Source organism: Micromonospora sp. URMC 107, assembly GCF_051386315.1.
GTDB lineage: Bacteria > Actinomycetota > Actinomycetes > Mycobacteriales > Micromonosporaceae > Micromonospora.
Genome location: NZ_JBPQTK010000011.1, coordinates 21,823 through 36,278, shown reverse-complemented (window position 1 = coordinate 36,278; position 14,456 = coordinate 21,823). Strand labels below are relative to the sequence as shown.

At 74.9% G+C, this 14,456-nt stretch carries 13 protein-coding genes; 8 read left to right on the top strand and 5 right to left on the bottom strand.

What is annotated here, in order from left to right; all coding sequences use genetic code 11:
- Window positions 1-23: 23 nt before the first annotated feature.
- Window positions 24-944: a TatD family hydrolase gene (locus ACSNN9_RS04320; protein ID WP_436671311.1), complete on the bottom strand. Its 921-nt coding sequence runs from the start codon at window positions 942-944 to the stop codon at window positions 24-26.
- Between the two features lie 88 nt (window positions 945-1,032).
- Between ACSNN9_RS04320 and ACSNN9_RS04315 the strand changes: the two genes are divergently transcribed.
- Both ACSNN9_RS04315 and ACSNN9_RS04310 read left to right on the top strand, forming a co-directional pair.
- Complete coding sequence (locus ACSNN9_RS04315) at window positions 1,033-2,259, top strand: hypothetical protein (RefSeq protein WP_436671347.1); 1,227 nt, start codon at window positions 1,033-1,035, stop codon at window positions 2,257-2,259.
- 137 nt (window positions 2,260-2,396) lie between these two features.
- Window positions 2,397-3,248, top strand: coding sequence for an alpha/beta fold hydrolase (locus tag ACSNN9_RS04310; RefSeq protein ID WP_436671310.1), 852 nt, complete (start codon window positions 2,397-2,399; stop codon window positions 3,246-3,248).
- Window positions 3,249-3,315: 67 nt separating this feature from the next.
- Here the strand turns inward: ACSNN9_RS04310 and metG are convergent, their stop codons facing one another.
- Window positions 3,316-5,148, bottom strand: a complete 1,833-nt coding sequence (gene metG / locus ACSNN9_RS04305; RefSeq protein WP_436671309.1) for a methionine--tRNA ligase — start codon at window positions 5,146-5,148, stop codon at window positions 3,316-3,318.
- Window positions 5,149-5,297: 149 nt separating this feature from the next.
- On the opposite strand from metG, the gene ACSNN9_RS04300 reads away from it, so the two are divergent.
- The gene (locus ACSNN9_RS04300; RefSeq protein ID WP_436671308.1) at window positions 5,298-6,320 is read left to right on the top strand and encodes a hypothetical protein; all 1,023 of its coding nucleotides are present in this window, start codon (window positions 5,298-5,300) and stop codon (window positions 6,318-6,320) included.
- A 67-nt stretch (window positions 6,321-6,387) separates the two neighbouring features.
- Here ACSNN9_RS04300 and rsmI read toward each other — a convergent pair whose 3' ends face one another.
- Complete coding sequence (gene rsmI, locus ACSNN9_RS04295) at window positions 6,388-7,260, bottom strand: 16S rRNA (cytidine(1402)-2'-O)-methyltransferase (protein ID WP_436671307.1); 873 nt, start codon at window positions 7,258-7,260, stop codon at window positions 6,388-6,390.
- A gap of 66 nt (window positions 7,261-7,326) precedes the next feature.
- On the opposite strand from rsmI, the gene ACSNN9_RS04290 reads away from it, so the two are divergent.
- Window positions 7,327-9,045 carry a dolichyl-phosphate-mannose--protein mannosyltransferase gene (locus tag ACSNN9_RS04290; protein WP_436671306.1) on the top strand — a complete coding sequence of 573 codons (1,719 nt, stop codon included), beginning with the start codon at window positions 7,327-7,329 and terminating at the stop codon, window positions 9,043-9,045.
- A 445-nt stretch (window positions 9,046-9,490) separates the two neighbouring features.
- A complete protein-coding gene (locus tag ACSNN9_RS04285; protein WP_436671305.1) occupies window positions 9,491-10,144 on the top strand; it encodes an HNH endonuclease family protein in 654 nt (217 codons plus the stop codon).
- Window positions 10,145-10,189: 45 nt separating this feature from the next.
- On the opposite strand, the gene ACSNN9_RS04280 is transcribed toward ACSNN9_RS04285, so the two are convergent.
- Window positions 10,190-10,459, bottom strand: a complete 270-nt coding sequence (locus tag ACSNN9_RS04280; protein WP_436671304.1) for a hypothetical protein — start codon at window positions 10,457-10,459, stop codon at window positions 10,190-10,192.
- 138 nt (window positions 10,460-10,597) lie between these two features.
- Here ACSNN9_RS04280 and ACSNN9_RS04275 point away from each other — a divergent pair, with 138 nt between their 5' ends.
- The 3 genes from ACSNN9_RS04275 (at window position 10,598) to ACSNN9_RS04265 (ending at window position 13,497) form a co-directional block, all read left to right on the top strand.
- Window positions 10,598-11,710 (top strand): DNA glycosylase AlkZ-like family protein, encoded by a 1,113-nt coding sequence (locus ACSNN9_RS04275; RefSeq protein WP_436671303.1) that lies wholly within the window; start codon window positions 10,598-10,600, stop codon window positions 11,708-11,710.
- A complete protein-coding gene (locus ACSNN9_RS04270) occupies window positions 11,703-12,359 on the top strand; it encodes a 4'-phosphopantetheinyl transferase family protein (RefSeq protein WP_436671302.1) in 657 nt (218 codons plus the stop codon). Before ACSNN9_RS04275 ends, ACSNN9_RS04270 begins: the two co-directional genes overlap by 8 nt.
- A gap of 208 nt (window positions 12,360-12,567) precedes the next feature.
- Entirely contained in the window at window positions 12,568-13,497 is a 930-nt protein-coding gene (locus ACSNN9_RS04265; RefSeq protein WP_436671301.1) for a hypothetical protein, read from the top strand.
- Between the two features lie 111 nt (window positions 13,498-13,608).
- On the opposite strand, the gene ACSNN9_RS04260 is transcribed toward ACSNN9_RS04265, so the two are convergent.
- Window positions 13,609-14,325 carry a hypothetical protein gene (locus ACSNN9_RS04260; RefSeq protein WP_436671300.1) on the bottom strand — a complete coding sequence of 239 codons (717 nt, stop codon included), beginning with the start codon at window positions 14,323-14,325 and terminating at the stop codon, window positions 13,609-13,611.
- Window positions 14,326-14,456: the final 131 nt, after the last annotated feature.

The following is a 14,456-nucleotide window of genomic DNA, read 5'->3' as shown; positions in this document are numbered from 1 at the left end:
GCGCGCGCCAGGGGCCCGCCCGCTCACCACGGGCCGAAGACGCGGTCGCCGGTGGTGGAGATGGCGGCGCAGAGCCGGTCCAGGTCCGTGCCGGTCGTCTCGGCCAGCGACCGTACGGTCAGCGGGATCAGGTACGACGCGTTCGGCCGGCCCCGGTGCGGCATCGGGGTCAGGTAGGGCGCGTCGGTCTCCACCAGGATCTGCTCGACCGGGGTCAGCGCGGCGGCCTCCCGCAGCGCGGTGGCGCTGCCGAAGGTGACCGTGCCGGCGAAGCTGAGCAGGTAGCCCCGCCGGACGCACTCGCGGGCGAAGTCGGCGTCGCCGGAGAAGCAGTGCAGCACCACGGTGTCCGGCGCGCCCTCGTCGTCGAGGATGCGCAGCACGTCGGCGTGCGCGTCCCGGTCGTGGACGACCAGCGCCTTGCCGTACCGCTTGGCGATGGCGATGTGCGCCCGGAAGCTCTCCTCCTGCACGGCGCGCCCCTCCTCGCCGGTGCGGAAGAAGTCCATGCCGGTCTCGCCGATCCCGCGCACCCGGTCCCGGGCGGCGAGCGCCTCGACCTCGCGCAGCGCCTCGTCCAGGTCGGGCAGGCGGGGGGCCTCGTTCGGGTGCAGCGCCACGGTGGCCAGCACGGCCGGGTGGGTGTCGGCGACGTCGGCCCCCCAGCGGGAGGAGGCGACGTCCACCCCGACCTGCACCAGCCGGTCGACGCCCACCGAGGCGGCGACGGCCACGGCCACGGCGACCGGGTCCTCGGCGGGCCCGCCGCCCGGGTCCCCGTCCGGCCGCGGGGGCACGCCGGCCTCGCTGACGGTGATGTCGAGGTGGGTGTGGCTGTCCAGCACGGGGCGGGGCAGCGGTTCGGGCACGGGCGGGAACTCCCCGGCCCGGCGGGCGGCGCGCTGCTTGCGGGTTTCGGTGGGCTCGCTCATCGCGGCCAGCATCACACACCGCCGGTGGCCCGTGTTCCGGGGACGCCATCGGCTGTTCACCGGGGCGGCACATCTCGCGCCTAGCGTCGTCGGCGTGACCATGACCCCTCGGACCAGCGGCGACGGCCCGCGCGTGACCTACGGGGGCGTGGTGTACCCGGCGCAGGAGATCGCCCGGGGGGCGGCGTACGAACTGTTCAGCGCCGAGGAGACGCCCGGCTTCGACTGGGCGCCCCGCCCCGGCACCGCGCTGCCGTGGCGCAGGTTCGTGCACGCCACCGAGGTCACCGTCGTGCATCCGGCGGCGGATCCGGGCGACGAGGCGGAGTCCCCGCTGCTGGTGCCGCTGCACCGGGAGCGGGGCTGGGCGCACGTGCAGCAGCTCAGCCAGCAGCCGGCGGCGGCCGGTGACCCGACGCTGGCGGCGGTGCGCGCCTCGGCCGTGCTGCGGCGGGGCACCCGGATGGTGAAGGTGCTCTCCGCGCGGCAGCTCGCCGGGTACGTGCGCGGGTGGCTGCCGCACGGCTTCTGTCACCGGGAGCACGACGTGGCGCACCTGCGTACGCCGGCGGCGACGGCCGTGCTGCGCACCGACGGCACGGACGGGCCCGACGGCGCGGACGTGACGTACGCGCTGCGCTGGCGGGCGGCCGACCCGGCCGACTACGACGTGCCGGCCGGCGGGGCGCACCGGGGGCTGACCGCGCTCGCGCCCCGGGACCGGCTGGGCGGGGCGGTGCTCGGCACCGGGTTCGTGCCCAGCAGCGCCCAGCTCGTCCCGGAGTTCGTGACCCGGGACTTCGCGGACCTGCCGATGCCGGCGAACGCCACCCTGCTCGCCTACCCGCCCGATGGCACGGAGGTGGTGCTCTACGCCTACCAGGCCGAGCAGCGCGGCTGGCTGCGGATGGTCGGCCCGCAGTGGCGGCACCTGCTGGCGGCGGTGCCGGGGCTCAACCCCGACCAGGAGTACGTGCCGACCGGCGAGGCGCCCCCTTCCACCCGGCTGGTCGGCGGCTACGCCGACGGCGAGTACGAGGCGGTGGCGGACCTGCCGGGCGGGTTCCGGGTGCTGGCGATGACCCGGGCCGCCCGGTACCCGGTGGAGTGGGTGGCCCGCCGGCTGCGACAGGCCGACTGGCGGGGCGTGCCCTGCCTGGTGCTGCGGGAGGAGTCCGGGTGGCTGCGCCTGCGCCTGCGTCGGCCCGGCCCGGACGCGGTGGCGGAGACCGGGGCGCAGTGCCAGGAGCGGGGCGTCTACGAGACCTGGGCGCCCGCGGCCGAGGTCACCGAAGACCGCGTGGTGGACCTGCCGTACGAGCTCTGACCGGTCGACCGGACGGAGGAACGGCAACCGGCCGGGGACGCACCGCGACCGCGTGGTGCCTCCACCCGACGGGGGCATAACGGCGCGCGGGGTGGGAAAGCGCGGGCGTCCGACCGTCACGGGACCAGGAGACGCGCATGCCTTTCATCACCGTGGGGACGGAGAACTCCGCCCCCATCGACCTGTACTACGAGGACCACGGCTCCGGTCAGCCGATCGTGTTGATCCACGGCTTCCCGTTCAGCGGGTCGACCTGGGAGAAGCAGGTCGGGCCGCTGCTGGCCGCCGGGTACCGGACGATCACGTACGACCGGCGGGGGTTCGGCAACTCCGCCCAGCCGGCGTCCGGGTACGACTACGACACGTTCGCCGCCGACCTCGACGTGCTGATGACCGAGCTGGACCTGCGCGACGCGATCCTGGTCGGCCACTCGATGGGCACCGGCGAGGTGACCCGCTACCTGGGCGTGTACGGCTCGCAGCGGGTGGACCGCGCGGTGCTGCTGGCCCCGCTCGCGCCGTTCCTGCTGAAGACCTCGGACAACCCGGAGGGGGTCGACAAGAGCCTCTTCCAGGGCTTCCAGCAGGCCATCGTCGACGACCGGTTCGCCTACCTCACCACCTTCTGCGAGGCCTTCTTCAACTACCAGGAGAACAAGGGCAGGCTGGTCAGCGAGGAGGCGTTCCGGGCGCACTGGGAGATCGGCGCCCGCGCCTCCGCGAAGGGCACCCACGACTGCGTGGACGCCTGGCAGACCGACTTCCGGGGCGACGTGTCCCGGATCGACGTGCCGGTGCTGATCGTGCAGGGCGACTCCGACGCGGTGCTGCCGTACCCGAAGACCGGCCAGCGGTTGCAGCCGATGCTGCCCGGCAGCCAGCTGGTCACCCTGAAGGGCGCGCCGCACGGCACCCCGTGGACGAACGCGGCCGAGGTGAACCGCAGCATCATGGACTTCATCGGGGCACCGGCGATGGCCCGGGCCTGACGCGTACGGACGACCGACGGGCGCGGCCCCCTCGGGGGTCGCGCCCGTCGCCGTGCGGAGGCGGCCGTCAGTCGGCCAGGCGGGCCAGTTCCTCGTCGACGATCGACGGGTCGAGCTTGCGAAAGACCGGCTTCGGGGCGGCCAGTGGCCGGCCGGCCTCCAACGGCACCGACTCCCAGCGCGCGCCGACGGTGTAGTCGCCGGTCAGCACCGGGTACGCGGGCCCGCCGTCGAGGTCCTCGACCTCCTCGATGACCGGCATCGGGGCGTGCACGCCGGTGCCGCCGAGCAGCTCGTGCACCTTCTGCGCGGAGTGCGGCAGGAACGGGGTGAGCAGGGTGTTGGCGTCGCTGACCACCTGGAGGGCGACGTGCAGGATGGTGCCCATCCGCGGCTTGTCGTCCTCGCCCTTGAGCTTCCACGGCGCCTGCTCGGAGAGGTACCGGTTGGCCTCGGCGACCACCCTCATCGCCTCGCCGATGGCCTGCTTCTGCCGGTGCCGGGCGATCAGGTCACCGACGGTGGCGAAGCCGGCCCGGGCGACCGCGAGCAGCGCCTCGTCGGCCTCGGTGAGGCCGGCCGGGTCGACCGGCGGGATCGCGCCGAAGTTCTTCGCCGCCATGGAGACGGACCGGTTGACCAGGTTGCCCCAGCCGGCCACCAGCTCGTCGTTGTTGCGGCGCAGGAACTCGGCCCAGGTGAAGTCGGTGTCGTTGCTCTCCGGGCCGGCGGCGGCGATGAAGTAGCGCAGCGCGTCGGCGTCGTAGCGCTCCAGGAAGTCCCGGACGTAGATGACGACCCGGCGGGAGGAGGAGAACTTCTTCCCCTCCATGGTCAGGTATTCGCTGGAGACCACCTCGGTGGGCAGGTTGAGCCGGCCCAGCCGGCCCGGCTCGCCGTCCCGGCTGCCCTCGCCCGAGTACCCGGAGAGCAGCGCCGGCCAGATCACCGAGTGGAAGACGATGTTGTCCTTGCCCATGAAGTAGTAGCCGCGGGCGTCACCGCCGACGCCGTCGGCAGACGGGACACCGCCCTCGGCGTCCTTCGCGTTCCAGTACTTCCGCCACGCCTCGGGGTCGCCGGAGCGGCGGGCCCACTCGATCGAGGCGGAGAGGTAGCCGATCACCGCGTCGAACCAGACGTAGATGCGCTTGTCGGGGCGGTCCCGCCAGCCGTCGAGCGGGATCGGCACGCCCCACTCCAGGTCGCGGGTGATGGCCCGGGGCTGGAGGTCGTCGAGCAGGTTCCTCGAGAAGCGCAGCACGTTGGGCCGCCAGCCCTCGCGGGTGTCGAGCCACTGCCGCAGCACGTCGGCCAGGGCGGGCAGGTCGAGGAAGAAGTGCTCGGTCTCGACGAACTTCGGGGTCTCCCCGTTGATCCGCGACTTCGGGTCGATCAGGTCGATCGGGTCGAGCTGGTTGCCGCAGTTGTCGCACTGGTCGCCGCGGGCGCTGTCGTAGCCGCAGATCGGGCAGGTGCCCTCGATGTAGCGGTCGGGCAGCGTCCGGCCGGTGGACGGGGAGATCGCCCCCATGGTGGTCTTCGGGACGATGTAGCCGTTGCGGTGCATCCCCTCGAACAGCTCCTGCACCACCGCGTAGTGGTTGCGGGTGGTGGTGCGGGTGAACAGGTCGTAGGAGAGCCCGAGGCCGTGCAGGTCCTCCACGATCACCCGGTTGTAGCGGTCGGCCAGCTCGCGCGGGGTGACCCCGTCGGCGTCCGCCTGCACCTGGATGGGGGTGCCGTGCTCGTCGGTGCCCGACACCATGAGCACGTCGTGCCCGGCCATCCGCATGTACCGGCTGAAGACGTCGGAGGGAACGCCGAAACCGGAGACGTGGCCGATGTGGCGCGGGCCGTTGGCGTACGGCCAGGCGACCGCCGCGAGAACGTGACTCATGACCAGCAAGCCTAGTGACCCGCTCGCGGTGGCCGCGAACCAATAGGGCCCGCGGGTCGGCGGTCCGGCCGGACCGGGTCCGCTCGCTGCCCGATTTGTCGCCGACACGCGGCCTGGGCTGCGGGCCGACGTCGGGGTGGCGGGGTGCAATGAACGTCGTGACTGGCAGACGAGCGGCCCGGGATCGCGACGACCGTCCCACCGGCGAGGCGGACGGCGGTGGGGCGAGGGCGCCGCGTGGCACGGTCGCGCCGCATCCCCGGGTGGTCCCGGCCGCCGCGCCGCCGGAACCGCCCGCCGAGGCCGCCGGGCCGGTGGCGGCCCCGCCGTCCCCCGCGCCCGCCGTCGAGCTGGAGCCCACGACCGGGGCGCCGGTCGACGCCGTGCCGCGCCGGGTCCCCGTCCGGCAGCCGAACCGCTGGCCGCGCCGGGGACGTTCCCCCGCCGTCGGCACGCCCGGCCGGGACGAGGGCGGACGTACGCCGGACGGCGGGGGCGGCGGGCGTACGCCGGACGGCGACGGCGGCGGGGGCGTGTCCGACGGCGACGACGGCGCGTACTGGCCGCCGATCGAGCTGGTGCACTGGGACGGCACGCCGATCCGGGAGGAGCCGCCGCACGAGCGGCAGCGGTCGACCCGGGACGATGCCGCGCGGCGGCGGGCCCCGCGCACCCCGCGTCCGCCCGATCCGCTGCCGGGGCTGGCCGCGCTGCTGGCGCTGAGCCTGGTCGCGGCGTTCTTCGCCTGGGTCAGCGCCGGCCCGTTCTGGCTGGCGGTGGGGCACGCCACGCGGGGCACCGTGGTGATCGCCGACTGCACCGGGGGCGGGCTCACGCAGCGCTGCCGGGGCAACTTCACCGCCGCCGACGAGAGGTGGACCGCGCACGGCGTGCGGGTGGGCGGGGTGACCGCGGAGCGCACCGCGACCGGCACGAGGCTGCCGGCGCGGATGACCGGCCCGGACGGCGGCACCGCGTACGCGGACACCGGCCCGGCCGCACACCTGCGCTGGCTGCTCGGCCTGCTGGTGGTGCTGGGCTGTGCCGCCGGGATCGCCCGGTGGACGGGGTCGACCCGGCTCGCCGACCCCCGCGCCCGCCGCTGGGCGGTGACCGGCGCGCTGGCCGGCCCGCTGGTGATCACCGCCGGCTTCCTCGTCGCCGCCTGGTGAACCCCACGGTTGCAGGGTGCCCGGCCGGGCCGCCGTCGGGTGCCGGCCGGGCCGCGTCGACTCCCGCTCAGGGTCCGGCGTGCACGACGGTGTAGACGTCGCGGCGGCGCAGGCCGTACTCCGTGGCGACCTCGGTGATCGCGTCCCGGCGGGACAGCCCGGCGGCCTCCCGGGCGGCGACGGCGGCCCGCAGCGTGTCGTCGTCGGGCCGCTCGGCCGCCGACTCGGGCGCGCCGGCCACCACGAGGGTGATCTCGCCGCGCGGCTCCCGCTCGGCCGCCCAGTCGGCCAGCTCGCCGAGCGGGCGGCGGACGATCTCCTCGTACGTCTTGGTCAGCTCGCGGCAGAGCGCGGCGGGCCGGTCGGCGCCGAACGCGGCGGCCAGGTCGGCGAGCGCGGCGGCGATCCGGTGCGGCGCCTCGAAGAAGACCAGCGTCCGCTCCTCGGCGGCGAGGGCCCGCAGGCGGGACCGGCGGGCGCCGCCGGTGCGCGGCAGGAAGCCCTCGAAGCAGAACCGGTCGCAGGGCAGGCCGGAGAGCGCCAGGGCGGTGGTGACCGCGCTCGGGCCGGGCGCGGCGGTGACCGGCACGCCGGCGTCCAGGGCGGCCCGGACCAGCCGGTAGCCCGGGTCGGAGACGCTCGGCATGCCGCCGTCGGTGACCAGGGCGACCAGGTAGCCGGCGGCCAGCACGTCGACCAGCTCGGGGGTGCGCCGCTCCTCGTTGCCCTCGAAGTAGGAGACGATCCGGCCGCCGACGGTGACGTCGAGGTCCCGGGCCAGCCGGGTGAGCCGGCGGGTGTCCTCGGCGGCCACCACGTCCGCGGCGGCGAGCACCTCGCGGAACCGGGCGGAGGCGTCGGCGGGGTTGCCGAGCGGTGCGCCGAGCAGGACCAGGCGCCCGGTTTCGGACATTTCACCCACGAGATGCAACTCCTTCATCGACGGCGTTACCGGTATCGGAGACGACGGGCGCCACCGGGCACCTTCGCAGCCTACGATCGCCGGGTGACGAGTGCGTCGACAGCACAGAGCGCGGACCAGGCGGGACCGGATCCCACGGCGGAGGGCCCGCCCCAGGGGGCGTCCCCGGCTTCCGGCGACGGGGTCCCCGGCGTGGTCCGGCGGCGGCTGGCCACCGTCGAGGCCCGGCTGGACGGGCGCTCCTGGCTCGCCACGGGCGTGATCGTCGCGATCGCGGCGATCCTGCGCTTCGTCGGTCTGAGCCACCCGCCGGGCAAGATCTTCGACGAGACCTACTACGCCCGGGACGCCTGGGGGCTGATCGACAAGGGCGTCGAGTGGAACTTCAAGGACGGCGGCCCGTCCTACGTGGTCCACCCGCCGCTGGGCAAGTGGCTCATCGGGCTCGGCGAGTGGGCCTTCGGCTATCAGGACACCGAGCACGGCATCTCGGTGCCGGGGCACCTGACGACGACCGCGCCGGAGTTCGGCTGGCGGTTCTCGGCGGCGGTCGTCGGCACCCTGTCGGTGCTGCTGCTGGTCCGCGTCGGCCGGCGGATGTTCCGCTCGACCGCGCTCGGCTGCGCCGCCGGCCTGCTGCTCGCGCTGGACGGCTTCCACCTGGTGCTGTCCCGCACCGCGCTGCTCGACATCTTCCTGCTCTTCTTCGTGCTCGCCACGTTCGGCGCCCTGGTCCTCGACCGGGACGCCCGGCGCCGCCGGTGGGCCCGGGCGCTGGAGGCCGGCCTGGATCCGGGCCGGCCCGGGCGGGCCGGGCGGCCGGCGGGCGGCTGGCGGAACTGGCCGTGGTGGCGGCTCGCCGCCGGGGTCCTGTTCGGCTGCGCCTGCGCGGTCAAGTGGAGCGCGCTCTACTTCCTGCCCGTCTTCGCGCTGCTGGTCATCCTCTGGGAGGTCGGGGTCCGCCGCTCCGCCGGCGTACGCCGCCCGTGGCGGGACACGCTCCTCGACGAGGTGCCCTGGCTGGTGCTGGCCGGGGTGCTGATCGTGGTCACCTACGTCGGCACCTGGTCCGGCTGGCTGCTCGGCGACGACGGCTACTACCGGCTCGCCGAGCGGTACCCGAACGCCCCGCTGAGCGACACCCCGGTGTTCGGCGCGCTGAACAACCTGATCGAGTACCACAAGGCCGCGTACGGCTTCCACACCGGCCTCGACGACCCGCACAAGTACCAGTCGTGGCCGTGGCAGTGGTTGCTGCTCGGCCGGCCGGTCGCCTTCTACTGGTCCGGCGAGGGGACCTGCGGGGCGCCGAGCTGCGCCTCCGAGATCCTGCTGCTCGGCACCCCCCTGCTCTGGTGGTCGTTCCTGCCCGCCCTGGTGGCGCTGGCCTGGCTGGGCCTGGCCCGGCGGGACTGGCGGGCGGGGGCGATCCTGCTCGTCGTGGCGGCCGGCCTGCTGCCCTGGTTCTGGTTCGCGCTCGACGGCCGGACGATGTTCTCCTTCTACACGGCGCCGGCCCTGCCGTTCCTGGTGCTGGCGGTGGTCTACGTGCTCGGCGCGATCGTCACGCCGGCCGGTCCACCGGGAGCGGTCGCCGCGCAGCCGGGCGACGCCGCCCCTGCCGCCGCGCCCGGCGAGCCGGACGAGGCTCGGGACCGCAGGCTGGTCGGCGGGGTGATCGCCGGGGCGTACGTCCTGCTGGTCGCGCTCTGCTTCGCGTACTTCCATCCGATCTTCGTCGGGAAGCTGCTGCCGTACGCCGAGTGGTCGGCGCGGATGTGGCTGGACGGCCGCTGGATCTGACGGACGGCACGGTGCCCGCCGCGCGGCGGGCACACGGGGAACGGGCCCGCACGCGGTGGCGTGCGGGCCCGTTCGACGTATAAGCGCGCCCCGATCGCCTGCCACGGGGGAAGCGGGCGATTGGGGCGCGCATCAGAAGCTTAACCACCCCGTACCACCGGCACAACGGGTCGACTTCGGTCAGATTTCCGACCCGTGCCACACCGAACGGATGGTTTACATCCGGCATCTTACAGTCCGTCATCCTGCGCAAACGGTACGGATCGGCGACTTCCGCCGGGTTCGGCGTCGGCCACATCGTGCAGCCGACGGGATTCCCACCGGCGGGGAGTTCCCGTAACGTATCGATGAATTTGGTTCTCCAGTCATCCCGTGTCCGGTCTCTCGGCACCCGGGCCGGTTGCACTGTCGGCCAAACCCCCGATCGATTCGGACGGAGTTCGCGATGACCCGTACCCTCCGCTGGGCCGGCGGCCTGCTGGCCACCGTCACCGCCGCCACCCTCGGCCTGTCCGCCCCCGCCCACGCCGCCACCGTCTCGGTGCCGTTGCGCACCCTCGTCGCCGACCTGCCGGTGGCCACCGAGAGCCGCACCGGCTACTCCCGGGACCTGTTCCCGCACTGGACGGATGCGGACTCCGACGGCTGCAACACCCGCTACGAGGTGTTGATCGCCGAGGCCACCACCCGCCCCTCGGTGGGCTCCGGCTGCCAGCTCAGCGGCGGGCGCTGGCGCTCCTACTACGACGGGGCCTCCTGGACCGACCCGTCCGACCTGGACATCGACCACATGGTCCCGCTGGCCGAGGCGTGGGACTCGGGTGCCCGGAACTGGACCACGTCGCGGCGGCAGGCGTTCGCCAACGACCTCGGCGACGTCAGGTCGCTGGTCGCGGTGACCGACAACGTCAACCAGGCCAAGGGCGACCAGGACCCGGCGACCTGGTTGCCGACCTACGAGAAGTGCCGGTACGTCGGCGAGTGGGTCGCGGTCAAGACCCGGTGGCGGTTGAGCGTCGACAGCGCCGAGAAGAGCGCGTTGACCAGCCGGGCGAGTTCCTGCACGAACATCACGCTCACGGTGACCCACGCGTACTGACCGCCGGGCGTGCCGGGGCGGCCGACCGGTCGCCCCGGGCGCGGGTCAGGACGCCCGGGGGTGGCGGGGCAGCCAGCCGATGAACCGGTCCTGAAGGCAGGTGCCGGGCGACGGCGGCAGGTCCTGCGCGGCGGCCGCCAGGCAGGACCCCAGGTACACGCTGAGCATGGCCCGGTCCGCCCGGTACTCCTCCAGCAGCCGGGACCGTTTGGCCGCGCACGGCCAGTCGGCGCCGCAGGTGTCGCAGGTCCAGCCGGGCGCCAGTGGAGCGTGCTCGTCCGCCCCGGACACCGAGGACTCCGCAGCACCGGTCATCGCGCTCCCTCTCCGGTTCACGTGGCGACCGGCCCCGGGCGGGGCGTGGTCGACAATGGATGCCCATCGTCCCCCGGCGACGCCCTGTCAGCGCCGCAGGACGCTCCGGTGTTACGCCTTGCGGTACGTTCACCAACCATGGCCGTCGCGACGCTGACCGTGGACCAGGTGCTGGCCTGGCGGTCCGGTCGACACCTGCTGCACCGGCCGGCGGGCGTACGTCCCGTCGACGTGGTCGGCCGCCTGGTCGGGGTGCAGGCACAGGTCGCCTCCGCCGCCGAGCAGGCCGTCGCCGCGCGGCAGGCCGACCCCCGGCCCGGCGGGGTCGCGGGCGCGCTCGCCGGGCGGCTCCTGGTGCGCACCTGGGCCATGCGCGGCACCCTGCACCTGATGCGCGCCGAGGACGCCCCGGCCTGCCTGTCCCTGCTGGCCGCCGGCCGGTTCTGGGAAAAGGGCTCGTGGCAGCGCGCCTTCGTGACCGTCGACCGGCTGGCGGCGATCGCCGAGGCCGCCGCCGCCGCGCTGGACGGGCGCACGCTCACCCGGGAGCAGCTCACCGCCGAGATCGTCGAACGCACCGGGGACGGGACGGTCGCCGCGCACCTCGACTCCGGGTGGGGGGCCGTGCTCAAGCCGCTGGCCTGGCAGGGCCTGCTGGTGCAGGGGCCGGCCGAGGGCAACCGGGTCACCTTCACCCGACCGGAGACGCTGCTGCCCGGCTGGCCGGGCCTGCCCGGGCCGGAGGAGGCGGCGTCCCGGGTGGTGCCGGCCTGGCTGGGCGCGTACGGACCGGCGAGCCCGGAGACCTTCGACCAGTGGCTGAGCCGGGGCGGCTCGAAGCGGGCCGCGCTGCGCGGCTGGTTCGCCCGCCTCGTCGACGCGGGCGAACTGGTGCCGGTGACCGTCGGCGACCGGCCGGCGTACGCCCGCGCCGCCGACGTGGACGAGATCGCCGCCGCCCGCCCCGACGACGCCGTACGGCTGCTCCCCGCGTTCGACCAGTGGGTGCTCGGGCCGGGCACGAAGGACACCACGGTCGTCCCGGCCGAGCGCCGCTCCTCGGTCAGCCGGGCCGCCGGGTGGATCTCGCCGGTGGTGGTGCACCGGGGCCGGGTCGTGGGCACCTGGGAGGCCCGCGACGGGGAGCCGGTGGTGGACCTGTGGCCGGGGTCGCCGCCGGTGCCGGCCGACGCGCTCGACGCCGAGCGGGCGCGCGTGCGGTCGTACCTGTCGGGGGACGGCGATGCGTGACCTGCTGCCGCCGGCCGTGGCGGTGGCCGTGGCCGGGCCGTCGGACTGGACGGGCGAGCTGCTGCCGGCCGAGCGGGCCTGCCTGGGCGAACGCGCGGTGGAGAGCCGCCGCCGCGACTTCACCGCCGGGCGGGTGTGCGCCCGCCGGGCGATGGCCGCCCTCGGCGTGCCCCCGGTCGCGGTGCCGGCGGCGGCGGACCGGTCGCCGGTCTGGCCGGCCGGCGTGGTCGGCGCCATCACGCACACCCGCGGCTACTGCGCGGCGGTCGCGGCCCGTGCCGGCGAGGTCCGGTCGGTCGGCATCGACGCCGAGGGGCACCGCGAGCTCAACGCGGGCGTACGCCGGCTGGTCTGCCTGCCCGAGGAGGAGGACCGGTGTGCCCGCCTGCCGGCGGGGACCTCCTGGCCGGCGGTGGTGTTCAGCGTCAAGGAGACGGTCTACAAGGTGTGGCACCCGGTCGTCGGCACGTGGCTGGACTTCCACGACGCCTTGGTGGAGCTCGATCCGGAGGCCGGCACGTTCACCGCCCGCATCGCGCCGGCGCGGCGCGACGCCGCCCCGGTGGCCGAGCCGCCCGCGCTGGTCACCGGCCGGTTCAGCGTCGACGACGCCCTGGTCCGCACCGCCGCCGTGCTGCTGCCCCGTTGACCCGGGCAGAGCGTCCGAACAGGGGACAGCGCGGCGCTGCCGGAGACGCGAAGATGGTCCGTTGTCCGCGCACGGTAGCGTCAGCCGCGTTTGCCGTCGTCGTCAGGTGCCTAGGAGTACGGTGAGTCACCCCCCGCCCCCTTACGGGCCTCAGGATCCGAACCAGCCGAACCCGGAGCAGCAGCCGCAGCCGTACCCGACGGCCCCGATGCCGCAGTTCCCCGGCGAACAGGGCGGCTACCCGCCCCAGCCGCCGACCTCCGGCGCCCCGCAGGCCACGGGCGACCCGTGGGCCCCCCTCCCGCCCGTGCCGCCGCAGCAGTCGGCCGGCGACCCGTGGGCCGCGCCGCAGCCGCCGGTCTCCGGGGCCCCGCAGCCGCCGGTCTCCGGAGCGCCGGGCGAGCCGTGGGCCGCCCCGCACCAGCCGACCTCGGGCACCCCCTACCCGCCGGTGTCCGGCACGCCCGGCTACCCGCCCGGCCCGCAGGGATACCCGCCCGCCGGGCCCGGCTACCCGCTGGGTGCGCCGCATCCGGTCGCCGCCCCGCCGAAGAAGAACAAGACCGTCCTGATCGTCGTGGCCGTGGTGGCCGTGCTGGCCCTGCTCTGCTGCGTCGGCGGCATCGTCGCGCTCGTCGCCGGCGCCAACAAGGCGGCGAACGACCTGGAGAAGGCCCTGCCCGCTCCGGGGACCCCCACTCTGCAGCCGGACGGCCCGTCCCCGTCGGCGAAGGACGGCGAGAACTTCAACCTGAAGCCCGGCGCCACCCTGGTCGTCGCCGACGACGAGGGAACCATCGAGATCACGGTCACCCGGTTCACCACGGAGACCAAGGGCTGCCGGGCGTACGCCCCGGACCCGGACAAGGGCATGTACCTGATCGCCCACGTCACCGCGACGGTGACCAAGGGCAAGAGCTCCATCAACCCGTTCTACTTCGAGTGGGTGGCCGCCAACGGCACCACGGCCAACGGCCTGGCGAGCGCGCTCTCCGGCTGCGGCGACACGCTCGGATCCGGCAACAACCTGCGCGAGGGCAGCAAGCGGGCCGGCACGGTGGTGTTCAACGTGGCCGACAAGAACGGCGCGCTGGAATACCGGCACAGGTTCGAGACTGCGGGCTCCTGGAAGCCGTGATCCGCGGATCGTGACGGGAGGCCGGCCCCTCGGGACCGGCCTCCCGCGCCCTTGCCGGCCGATCCCCCGGCTCCGCCCGCCGGCCGTCCCGTGCCCGGGGTCCGTTGCTCGTCAGCGCCCCTGCTCCAGCAGGTCGGCGACCGTGATCAGGGGAGTCACCAGCGACGGCAGCAGGGCGGGATCCTCCAGCCGGCCGGGCCGGTAGGTGATCAGCTCCGCCTCCCGCACGCTCCAGCTCGGCACCGCCCCCGCCAGGTGTGCGGCGATCAGGGTCGGCCCGACCAGCGCCTGCTGCCCCGGCGCCGCCGCGGCCACCCGCCACTGCCGGTCGAACTCCTCGTGCCCGGTGGCGTAGGTGTCGCTGCCGAACAGCGCGCGCCCCAGCTTTGAGAACGCGTGTCGCGGTCCGACCGCGAGCGCCGGGAACGCCCGGCGCAGCCACACCGAGCAGACGACGTACGTGTGGGTCTGCGAGCTGGTCGTCTGGTTGCCGTCCGCGCCGGTGGAGCTGTGCGTCTCGGTGTACGCGTACTCGGCCACGCAGACGGGGCGGCCGTGCAGCGTCCTGGTCAGCGCGAACCGCACGCCCCGCCGGCTCCGGCCCGGCACCCGGTCGGTCCAGGTGATCTCGGGCCGCTCGACGAACGTCCAGCCGTACCGGGCGGCCCACTGCCGCCAGTGTTCCCGCCGCTCCCGCTCCCGCCGGTGGCCCGCCACCACCAGCGCGACGAGGCCCGCCACGACGAGGACGGCCACCGCCGCGCAGCCACCCAGCCAGAACACGCTCGCCATCCGCTCCACGGGCGGCAGCGTAGTGAGCGCCCGCACGCGCGTCGATGCTCGGGACGGTCGCGGGTCCGGCCGCCGGCTCCGTTACGGGGTTCCGTGGACGCCGCGCCGCGCGTTCGTCACCCCGTGTCGTCGCGACCCCTGCCGACCCACTGATCCCACCCCAGACG